The organism is Sphingomonas faeni, from assembly GCF_023195535.1.
GTDB lineage: Bacteria > Pseudomonadota > Alphaproteobacteria > Sphingomonadales > Sphingomonadaceae > Sphingomonas > Sphingomonas faeni_B.
The window spans coordinates 249311-260571 of sequence record NZ_JALPNF010000002.1 but is presented as its reverse complement, the minus strand read 5'-3'; the positions used below and the strand labels follow the sequence as shown (position 1 = coordinate 260571).

At 67.7% G+C, this 11261-nt stretch carries 7 protein-coding genes; 5 read left to right on the top strand and 2 right to left on the bottom strand.

Features of this window, described 5'->3' with window-relative positions:
* Positions 1-89 precede the first annotated feature (89 nt).
* Both SPHN_RS05655 and SPHN_RS05650 read right to left on the bottom strand, forming a co-directional pair.
* Positions 90-1124: a sugar kinase gene (locus tag SPHN_RS05655; protein ID WP_248522395.1), complete on the bottom strand. Its 1035-nt coding sequence runs from the start codon at positions 1122-1124 to the stop codon at positions 90-92.
* Between the two features lie 49 nt (positions 1125-1173).
* Positions 1174-3297, bottom strand: coding sequence for an alpha-glucuronidase family glycosyl hydrolase (locus tag SPHN_RS05650; RefSeq protein ID WP_248521854.1), 2124 nt, complete (start codon positions 3295-3297; stop codon positions 1174-1176).
* Between the two features lie 166 nt (positions 3298-3463).
* Between SPHN_RS05650 and SPHN_RS05645 the strand changes: the two genes are divergently transcribed.
* The 5 genes from SPHN_RS05645 to SPHN_RS05625 are packed head-to-tail and all read left to right on the top strand — an operon-like array spanning position 3464 to position 11198.
* Complete coding sequence (locus SPHN_RS05645) at positions 3464-5833, top strand: glycoside hydrolase family 3 N-terminal domain-containing protein (RefSeq protein WP_248522393.1); 2370 nt, start codon at positions 3464-3466, stop codon at positions 5831-5833.
* Positions 5834-5843: 10 nt separating this feature from the next.
* Positions 5844-7055, top strand: coding sequence for a D-mannonate dehydratase ManD (gene manD, locus SPHN_RS05640; protein WP_248521852.1), 1212 nt, complete (start codon positions 5844-5846; stop codon positions 7053-7055).
* Positions 7049-8338, top strand: a complete 1290-nt coding sequence (locus SPHN_RS05635) for an MFS transporter (RefSeq protein ID WP_248522391.1) — start codon at positions 7049-7051, stop codon at positions 8336-8338. The genes manD and SPHN_RS05635 overlap by 7 nt, the downstream gene beginning before the upstream one ends.
* A complete protein-coding gene (gene uxaC / locus SPHN_RS05630) occupies positions 8335-9747 on the top strand; it encodes a glucuronate isomerase (RefSeq protein ID WP_248521850.1) in 1413 nt (470 codons plus the stop codon). Before SPHN_RS05635 ends, uxaC begins: the two co-directional genes overlap by 4 nt.
* A complete protein-coding gene (locus SPHN_RS05625) occupies positions 9744-11198 on the top strand; it encodes a mannitol dehydrogenase family protein (protein WP_248521848.1) in 1455 nt (484 codons plus the stop codon). The genes uxaC and SPHN_RS05625 overlap by 4 nt, the downstream gene beginning before the upstream one ends.
* Positions 11199-11261: the final 63 nt, after the last annotated feature.

The window sequence follows — 11261 nt, the reverse complement described above, 5'->3', positions numbered from 1 at the left end:
GCGATATCATTTGCGTGCTTGGAGGTGCTGTCAACGGGGGCATCGCGAATTTTCGACGCCGGGCTCTGGTGACATGCCGCCCGCCTCGATCAACGCCGGACGTCGAACCCGCCCTCGCGGAACGTCGCCAGATCGCGCGGCGTGGTCTCGCTCTGGTCGCCCGGCGTAGCATGTTTCAAGACCGCCAGCGCCAGCCCGGTTTGCGCCGCGCGGGCTGCCTTCTCGGCCGCCCCTTCAGTCCCCCCCACGCCAAGCTCGGCGAGCACACCGGCGGCGAAGGCGTCTCCGGTGCCGATCCGGTCGACGATGCCCGAAACTTCGATCGCGTCGGTCTCGATAATATCGGTCGGCGTGTCGATACGGGCGCGCAGGACGTTGCATCCGGCGTCGCGGACCTCGCGGGACATGGACGCGATGTGGCGCAGGTTCGGGAACCGGTCGAACGCCGCCAACGCCGCCTCGCGTCGGCCCTGTGGCGTGCTGCCATCCAGCGGACGCCGCAGTAGCAATGCGATGTCGCGGTGATTGCCGAACAACAAATCGGCACGGTCGACGAGCGGAAGAAGGATCGCGGCGGGGTCCGCACACCATTTCGCCCACATGCTCGCGCGGTAATTGCCGTCGAACGACACCGGTACGCCGATCGCGCGTGCGGCGGTCATCGCCGCAAGACAGATGTCCGCCATCGCGGAACCGATCGCCGGATTGATCCCCGACAGATGCAGCCGCGCCGCGCCGGCCAGCAGCGCCGGCCAGTCATAGGCGGTCGCCGTCCGGGTCGCGAACACGCTGTTCTGACGGTCGTAGACGATCGCCGACGCGCGCAGCCCTGCACCGGGTGCGAGGTAATACAGGCCGAGTCGCCCGTCGCTGCGCGCGATCCGCGATACATCGACGCCGGGCCGGCGGAGCGCATCGATCGCGGCGTCGCCGACGACGTCGTCGGGCACCGCGGAAATGACGCCGCTGCTCCTGCCAAGACGCGCGAGCGCGACGGCGACATTGGCCTCCGCGCCGCCGAAATTCGCGTCCAGCCGAGACTCCCGGAACAAGGGACCGTGCCCCGGCGGGGAGAGCCTGAGCAGCAGTTCACCGAAACACAGTATCGGCCCGTCGGCGCGCATCATCGATCAGCCTTTTGCTTGGCCGCTTCACGTGGAGGCGGCCGGGGAATCATTGCGGGTTTCCGGGAGCATAGGGAAAGCGCTGCGCCTTGTACCACGCCAGATCGTGTGCGGGTGCGGCGGCGCCGGCGGGCAGCGGCAGGCCGTTGACCGACATCCAATAGGCCAGGCTCGCATCGCGCCACCACCGCGCTTCGCGCTCCTGCACCGCCAGATACGTCGCGGTCTTCGCCCAGCGTTCGGCATCGACCTGCGGCTTCAGCGCATCCCATCGCCGGCGCATGTCCGCGACATAGCCGGCGCCGGAATCGTAATCATGGACCATCTCCGCCCATAAGGTCCGCCCCGATCCCATGCGCCGGTCCCAGGAGACGTGGTGAAACCACAGCAGGTCGCGCTCTGGCGTCGTCGCCGGATCGGCGAGCGTGCGGGCGAGGGCAGGGGCGTATTGCGCGACCGCGTTGCTGCCCGTCTTGGTCCGGTCGAAGCCGATCCCGGCCTTGTCGGCACGGTGATAATAGACCGGGTTCCATTCGGGGCGCTTGAGATCGGCCACCCACGGAGCCGGGCCATAATGATGTCCCGTCGCCATGACGTGCGACAGGCCGAGCGGCGTCATGTAGTCCACCACGGCCTCACGCGATCCCATCATCATCGCGACCACCGGATCGACGATCTTGGCAGAGGGGGCAAAGGTCATCGCCGCCCATTCGCGCGCGACCGGTGCGGCGCCGAGCGTCGGATCCCACGCCATCCGCCCAAACGCGTACCAGTTCGCCTGGTTGAACGTCGAGCCCGCCCAGTCGCGGTCGCGGCCGATATTGGCGACCCCCGCCATGCCCGTCAGTGTGTGACCTTCGACCGACCCGTCGACGACGTCCGCAACGGTTTCGCCGGGCGTCTGCATCGTCTTGCTCGCCAGCGTCTCGGCGAACATCGGCCCGAGATAGGCGAGGTGCGTCGCGAAGCCGAGATATTCCTTGGTGATCTGGAATTCGATCATCAGCGGCGTCTTCGGCATCGCCCCGAACAGCGGGTGGAACGGCTCGCGCGGCTGGAAGTCGATCGCGCCGTTCTTGACCTGGACGATGACGTTCTTGGCGAATTTGCCGTCGAGCGGCTTGAACTCGGTATAGGCCTGTTTCGCGCGATCGTCGGGGTCGGTCTCGGCATAGACGAACGCGCGCCACATCACGATCCCACCATGCGGTGCGACCGCCGCGGCGAGCATATTGGCGCCGTCGGCGTGGCTGCGATGATAGTCGCGCGGGCCGGGCTGGCCCTCGCTGTTGGCCTTGACCAGAAAGCCGCCGAAATCGGGGATGCTGCGATAGATCTCGTCGGTCTTCGCCTTCCACCACGCCGCGACCTGCGGGTCGAGCGGGTCGGCGGTCTTCAAGCCACCGATCTCGATCGGGGCCGAGAAGCGCGCTGAGAGGTACACTTTGATCCCGTACGGGCGAAACACGTCGGCGAGTGCCGCAGCTTTCGCGATATACGGCGCGGTCAGGCTGTCGGCCTTTGCGTTGACGTTGTTGAGGACGGTGCCGTTGATCCCGATCGACGCGTTGGCGCGCGCGTAATCGGTGTAGCGCGGATCGCGGAAGTCGGGGAGCGTCCACCAATCCCACAGCGACACGCCGGCATAGCCGCGCTCGACCACGCCATCCAGATTGTCCCAGTGGTTGAGCACGCGCAGTTTTACGCGCGGCCTCGAAGTCAGGGCGATCCGGTCGAGGCTGCCACCGGTCTGGAGGTGCCGCAGCAGCGCGAAGCTGCCGTACAGGACTCCGCGATCGGTGTTCGCGGTGACGAGGAGTGTGCGGCGACCGCCGATCGTGACCTGTCCGACGCGGTATCCTTCGTCGCCGAGCCCGGCCAGCGGCAAGCGGAGTGCCACGACGTCGCGATCGCTGGCGGTGGCCAGCAGGATCGGCGGCGGGCTCGTCCCGAACAGCCCCACGCCGCGCCGCAATTCTTCCACCGCCACGCGAAGCGTCGGCGTATCGCCGCGCGCGTCGACCGTCGGGGCATTCCGCGCAGGCGTCGCCGCGGGGGCGTGATAGCGCAGCCAGAGGTCGTAGCCGTCTTCGGCCTGCGCCGGTCCGGTCAAACCAATTACCGCGCCGAGCAGCAGCGCGAACTTACCGATCCATCGGCCGAATTGCGTCATAATCCTCTCCCGCCGTTCCGCGCCACATTGACAGGATCGCGGATGATCAGCCATGTTATCGCTATCACGACGACGGCTTCGACAGCAATGCCGCGTTTCATATTAGGAGATGATCGTGGCCGATACGGAGACAGCAGGGATCGTACCGACCGTGATGCCCGCCGCGATGCCGACGCGACGCGACCTTTTCGGGCTGCTCGGCTCGGTCTCCATCGCGGGGCTCGTTCCCGGTGTCGCGCAGGCCGCAGCGGCGACGCCGGTCTACCGAGACGCCCGTGCGCCGGTCGATCTCCGGGTCCGTGACCTGATGGCGCGGATGACGCTGGAGGAGAAAGTTGGCCAGACCATTTCCTTATGGGCGACCAAGGCGGATGTGATGGTTCCGGGCGGGCTCGATTTCGATCCGACGCGGGCGACCGCGGCGTATCCGGCGGGCTTCGGCCAGATCACGCGGCCGTCCGACAAGCGCGGCGGCCCGTCGATCGCGGTGACGGCCGGTGGGACCGGCGCTGCGTGGCGGGGGTCGGCCTCGACGATCGCGTTCGTCAACGCGGTCCAGCGCTGGGCACGCGGCACGCGGCTCGGCATCCCGGTGATCTTCCACGAGGAATCGCTGCACGGCTACATGGCGCCCGACGCGACGATGTTCCCGCAGGCGATCGGCATGGCCGGTGCGTTCGACCGCGACCTGATGCGGCGCGCGCAGGTGATCATCGGTCGCGAGGTGCGCGCGCACGGCAGCCACCTCTCGCTGTCGCCAGTCGTCGACATCGCGCGCGATCCGCGCTGGGGGCGGATCGAGGAGACGTTCGGCGAGGATCCGTATCTGTGCGGCGAGATGGGGGTCGCCGCCGTCGAGGGGCTGCAGGGCGACAGCACGACCCTCGCCCCTGGCAAGGTCTTCGCGACGCTGAAGCACATGACCGGCCACGGCCAGCCCCAGGCGGGCAACAATATCGGCCCCGCCCCGATCGGCGAGCGCGAACTGCGCGAGAGCTTTTTCCCGCCGTTCCGCGCTGTCGTGACGCGCACCGGGATCGGCGCGGTGATGCCGTCCTATAACGAGATCGACGGCGTGCCGAGCCATGCGAACCACTGGTTGCTCGGCGACGTGCTGCGCGGCGAATGGGGCTTTTCGGGCGCGATCGTCAGCGATTACGGCGCGATCGAGGAACTTGATACGATCCATCACATCGCGCCCAACGTGGCCGGCGCAGCGCGGCTGGCGCTGGAGGCGGGCGTGGACAGCGCGTTGCCGGACGGGATCGCGTTCCGCACATTGCCCGCGCAGGTGCGGGCGGGGACGGTGCCGATCGCGGCGGTCGACGCGGCGTGCGCGCGGATGCTCGCGCTGAAGTTCCGCGCCGGGTTGTTCGAGGAGTCGGCGGTCGATGCCCGCGCAGCCGCTCGCCTGACCGGCAACGCAGAAGCACGCGGCGTAGCGCTGGAGGCGGCGCGCAAATCGATGTGCCTGCTGACCAACGACGGCACCCTGCCGCTCGCGCCCAACGGCAGGATCGCGGTGATCGGCCCGAATGCGGCGGTCGCCCGGCTCGGGGGCTATTCCGCGCCTCCGCGCCAGTCGGTGTCGCTGCTTGAAGGCGTGCGCGCGCTGGTCGGCGGCGGCGCGACCATCGTCCATGCGCAGGGCGCGTTCATCACCCAGAGCGAGGACCGATCGCAGGACGAGGTGCTGCTCGCTGACCCGCAGAAGAACCGCGCGCTGATCGCCGAGGCGGTCGAGGTCGCGCGCGGGGCCGATACGATCATCCTGGCGATCGGCGATACCGAGCAGACCAGCCGCGAGGGGTTCTCGGCGAACCACCTCGGCGACCGCACCACGCTCGACCTGCTCGGCGAGCAGAACGCGCTGTTCGACGCGCTGCATGCGCTGGGTAAGCCGATCGTGATCGCCGCGATCAACGGCCGTCCGCCGAGCTGGCCCAGCGTGATCGCAAAGGCGAACGCGGTGCTCGAATGCTGGTATCCGGGGCAGGAGGGCGGCACGGCGATGGCCGAAGCGCTGTTCGGGCGGATCAATCCGGGCGCAAAACTGCCAGTGACCGTCGTGCGCGAAGTCGGGCAGGTGCCGTTCTATTACAACCGCAAGCCGTCGACGCAGCGCGGCTATCTGTTCGCGGAGACGGCGCCGCTGTTCCCGTTTGGGCACGGGCTTAGCTACACGCGCTTCGAGGTCAGCGCGCCGCGGCTGTCGGCGGCGAGGATCGGCACCGCCGGCAGCGTCGGGGTCGAGGTCGACGTCGCCAATACCGGGGAACGCGCCGGCGACGAGGTCGTGCAGGTGTATGTGCGTGACCAGGTTTCTTCGGTGGCGCGATCAATGATGGAGCTGAAGGGGTTCGAACGTGTGACGCTTGCGCCCGGCGAGCGGCGGACGTTGCGCTTCACGCTCGGCCCCGACGCGTTCGCGCTGTGGGACGTCGACATGCGCGAGGTCGTCGAGCCCGGCCTGTTCACGATCATGGCCGGCCCGAGTTCGGCACAGCTGAAATCCGCCATCCTCGAAATCGCCTGAAGGATCCGCGATGCCCAAGATCGTTTCCGCCCGCGTCATCGTCACCTGTCCGGGGCGTAACTTCGTCACGCTGAAGATCGAATGCGACGACGGCACCACCGGGCTCGGCGACGCCACACTCAACGGCCGTGAGCTCAGCGTCGCAAGCTACCTGACCGATCACGTCGTACCGTGCCTGATCGGCCGCGACGCACACCGGATCGAGGACGTCTGGCAGTATCTCTACAAGGGCGCGTATTGGCGGCGCGGCCCGGTGACGATGGCGGCGATCGCCGCGGTCGACACGGCATTGTGGGACATCAAGGGCAAGCTTGCGGGCATGCCGGTGTACCAGTTGCTCGGCGGTGCGGCGCGCGATGCGTGCATGGTCTACGCGCATGCCAACGGCACGACGATCGAGGATACGATCGCGGTCGCCAAGGCTGAGCAGGCCAAGGGATACAAGGCGATCCGGCTGCAATGCGGCGTGCCGGGGCTCGCCTCGACCTACGGCGTCGCCAAGCACGGCGCGCGCTACGAGCCCGCCGATGCCGACCTGCCGAGCGAGAGCGTCTGGTCGACCGAGAAATACCTCCGCGTCGTGCCCGAACTGTTCAAGGCCGCGCGCGAGGCGATGGGGTGGGACGTTCACCTGCTGCACGACATCCACCACCGGCTGACGCCGATCGAGGCGGGGCGGCTGGGCAAGGCGCTCGAGCCGTATAACCTCTTCTGGATCGAGGATCCGACGCCCGCCGAGAACCAAGAGGCGTTCAAGCTGATCCGCCACCACACCACGACGCCGATCGCAGTCGGCGAGGTGTTCAATTCGATCTGGGATGCGAAGGACCTGATCCAGAACCAGCTGATCGACTATATTCGCGCGACCGTCGTGCATGCCGGCGGGATCACGCACCTGCGTCGGATCGCGTCGCTCGCCGACCTGTATCAGGTGCGGACCGGCTGCCACGGCGCGACCGACCTGTCGCCTGTGGCGATGGCCGCCGCGCTCCATTTCGGGCTGTCGGTGCCCAATTTCGGCGTGCAGGAGCATATGCCCCACACCGACGAGACCGATGCGGTCTTCCCGCATGCTTACAGCTTCGACGACGGCATGATGCATCCGGGCGAGGCGCCGGGGCTCGGCATCGACATCGACGAGGATCTCGCCGCGACCTACGACTATAAGCGCGCGTATCTTCCGGTTGCGCGTCTCGAGGACGGCACGCTGTGCAACTGGTGAACGGGGCCGCTACTCCAGCAACCGAGAAACCGCGCGGGAAAGTGCGGTGGATCGTCTGCGCGCTGCTCTTCGCCGCCGTCGCGCTCAGCTATATCGACCGGCTCGTCTTGCCGGTGCTGAAACCCGAATTGCAGGCGCGCTATAATTGGAGCGAGCAGGGCTATGCCGATCTCGCGATCGCGTTCCAGGCCGCATACGGCATCGCCTATGTCCTGTTCGGCCGGTTCGTCGACCGGGTCGGCGCGAAGATCGGATACGCGGTCGCGGTGACGCTGTGGACGATCGGTCATGTCGCGCATGCGCTGTTCACCAGTGCGGGCATGATGATCTTCGCGCGTATCCCGCTCGCGATCGGCGAGGCCGGGGCGTTCCCGGCCGCACTCGCCGCGGCGAACGAATGGTTTCCGCAACGCGAGCGTGCGCTCGCGATCGGCATCTTCAACGCGGGCTCGAACGTCGGGGCGATCCTCACGCCATTGATCGTGCCGGTGATCGCGGTGACGTTCGGCTGGCGGATGGCGTTCATCGCGACCGGCGCGCTGACCGTGCTCTGGCTGGTCGCCTGGCTCGCTTTCTACCGCACGCCGCGCAAGCATCCGCGCGTCACGCCCGAGGAACTGGCCTGGATCGAGGCTGATCCGGTGCCCGCCGCCAAGCCGGTCCGCTGGCGCACGCTGCTGCGCCTGCGCCAGACCTGGGCGTACATGCTCGGCAGGTTCCTGATCGATCCGGTGTGGTGGACGTTCCTGTTCTGGCTGCCCGATTTCTTCAACCGGCAATACGGCGTGAAGATGCTCGATTTCGGGCCGCCGCTGGTCGCCGTGTACGTGCTGGCCGATGTCGGATCGGTCGCGGGCGGCTGGTTCTCGTCGCGGCTGCTGGCACGCGGCCAGACGCCGAACCGCGCGCGAAAGACCGCGTTGTTCGCGTGCGCGCTGTTCGCGCTGCCAATCATCTTCGCCGCGCAGGCCCCCGGACTCTGGTGGGCGGTCGCGGCGATCGGCCTCGCCTGCGCCTGTCACCAGGGCTTCTCCGCCAATGTGTACGCGATTCCCGGCGATCTGTTTCCGCGCGGCATGGGCGGATCGGTGATCGGTCTCGGCGGGCTGGCGGGGGCATTCGGCGGCATGCTGATGGCCAAGTTCGCGGGCACCATCCTGGCGGGCGTCGGCAGCTATGGACCGATCTTCGTGGTCGCCGGGTGCGCCTATTTCGTCGCGTTGCTGGTTATCCACCTGCTCGTCCCGCACTATACCCCCGTCGATCCGGAACGCCTCGCATGACCCATCCGCTACGCCTTCACCCCGATCGCCTGTTCCCCAGCGACGTTCGTACCCGCGACATCGCCCGCGCGCTGCATTCGGGGGTGAAGGACCTGCCGATCGTCAGTCCGCACGGCCATACCGATCCGGTATGGTTCGCGCGGAACGAGGCGTTCAGCGATCCCGCCTCGCTGCTGATCGTCCCCGATCACTATGTATTCCGGATGCTCTACAGCCAGGGCGTGCCGCTCGACGCGCTCGGCGTGCCGACGGTCGATGGCAGCCCGACCGAAACCGATCCGCGGAAAATCTGGCAGATCTTCGCGGCGAACTACCCTCTGTTTCGCGGCACGCCGTCGCGGATGTGGCTCGACTGGGTGTTTGCCGAAGCATTCGGGATCGACGTCCGCCTCGAACCCGCGACCGCAGACCTGTATTACGACACGATCGACGCCGCGCTGAAGACGCCAGCCTTCCGCCCGCGCGCACTGTTCGACCGGTTCGGCATCGAACTGATCGCGACTACAGAGAGTCCACTAGATCCGCTCGAGCATCACGCCGCGATCCGCGCGAGCGACTGGAACGGCCGAGTCGTCACCGCCTATCGCCCCGATCCCGTCGTCGATCCGGAGACGCCGGGCTTCGCCGCCAATGTACGCCGCTTTGGTGAGACCGCGAACGAAGATGTCGGCAGCTATGCGGGCTATCTCGCCGCGCATCGCTTTCACCGCGCGCGCTTCCGCGAAGCTGGCGCCACCTCGACCGATCACGGCCACCCCTCGGCGGCAACCGCGGATCTGACACCCGCCGAAGCCGAGGCGCTCTATGCGCGCGTCATGGCCCAACCGACCGCCGCGGAGTCCGAACTCTTCCGCGCACAGATGCTGACCGAGATGGCGGCGATGTCGGTCGAGGACGGCATGGTGATGCAACTCCACCCCGCCGTATCGCGCAGCCACAACGCCTCGGTGCTCGCGCGCTTCGGCCGCGACAAGGGCGGCGACATCCCGCTCCCCGGCGAGTTCGTCCGCGCGCTGAAGCCACTGCTCGACCGGTTCGGCAACGACCCTGCGCTGACCCTGATCCTGTTCACGCTCGACGAGGACACCTACTCCCGCGAACTCGCCCCGCTCGCCGGCCATTACCCGTCGCTCCGGCTCGGCCCGCCCTGGTGGTTCCATGACAGCCCGGAGGGGATGCGCCGCTTCCGCGAACGCGCAACGGAGACCGCCGGCTTCTACAACACGGTCGGCTTCAACGACGACACCCGCGCCTTTCTCTCGATCCCCGCGCGGCACGACGTTGCGCGCAGGATGGACTGCGCGTTCCTCGCCAAGCTCGTCGCCGAACACCGGCTCGAAGAGGACGAAGCACACGCGGTCGCCCGTGCGCTTGCCTATGATCTCGTCAAACAGGCTTACCGGCTGTGAGGCTGTCGACCGCCACGCTCGATCAATTACCCGCCGACGTTGTCCAGCCGAGCTACGACCGGTCGCGCGTTAAGCGCGGTGTAGTGCATCTCGGCATCGGCGCATTCCACCGCGCGCATCAGGCGGCGGTGTTCGAACAGGCGCTGGCGGCGGGCGATCTTCGCTGGGGCATCACCGGCGTATCGCTGCGATCCGCGGGCGTCCGCGACCAGTTGGCGCCGCAGGACGGGCTCTACACGCTCGTCGTCCGTGACGGCGAGGGCGAGCGGTTGCAAGTCATCGGTGCGGTCATGGATGTGCTGGTCGCCCCCGAGGATCCGGCGGCTGTCGTCGCGGCGCTGGCATCGGCCGAGACGCATATCGTCACGCTGACGATCACCGAAAAAGGCTACAAGCTCGACCGCGCGACGGGCAAATTGCAGGCCGGCGATGCCGATGTCGCGCACGACCTGGCCTCGCTCGACGCGCCGCGGACCGCACCCGGGTTCCTCGTCGCCGGGCTTGCCGCCCGCCACGCGGCGGGCACCGGTCCGCTGACGATACTCTCGTGCGACAATCTTCCGCACAACGGCACGCTGTTGCGCGACGCGGTGCTGGCGATGGCGGCGGCGCACGATGCGAACCTGCGCGACTGGATCGCCGCCACCGTGACGTTCCCGCAGACGATGGTCGACCGGATCGTGCCCGCGACCACGCCCGCCGATATCGCCGCGCTGGCGGATACGCTGGGGGTCGAGGATCACGCGATGGTGAAGGCGGAGCCGTTCACCCAGTGGGTGATCGAGGATCGCTTCGCCGGCGAACGGCCCGATCTGGCGGCGTTCGGCGTCCAACTGACCGACGCGGTGGCGCCGTGGGAGGATGCGAAGCTGCGGCTGCTCAACGGCGCGCATTCGGCGATCGCGTACCTGGGCGGACTTGCCGGATTTGACTTCGTTCACGAGGTCGTTGCGCAGCCTCAGGCACGCGCCTTTGTCGAAACGCTGTGGGACGAGAGCGCGACGACGCTCGATCCCCCCGCCGCGCTCGACATCACGCAATACCGGGCGGCGTTGATGGCGCGCTTCGCCAACCCCGCGCTACAGCATCGCACGCGCCAGATCGCGATGGATGGTTCGCAGAAGTTGCCGCAGAGGCTGTTGGCGCCGATCGCGGACCGTCGCGCAGCCGGGCTGCCGGCGGACGCATTGGCGCTGGCCGTTGCCGCCTGGATGCGGTGGCAATCGGGTATGACGGATTCTGGGGAGGCGTTTACGATCGAGGATCCGATCAGCGATCGGCTCTGTAACGCGGCCCGTGGTGCGGATACGACGCAGGATCGCGTCGATGCGCTTTCGGGGCTGATGTCTTTCCGACCCGATCCCAGCTTGCGCGGTACGGTGATCGCACATTTGGCGACGCTGGAAAGATCCGGTGCGGTATCGGCGATCGGCGAAGCGCTGAAGTCTTAGCATCGTCGGTCCGGGGTCGATCCGGGCCGGGATAAAAAATGGGCCGGAATTACCGGCCCATTC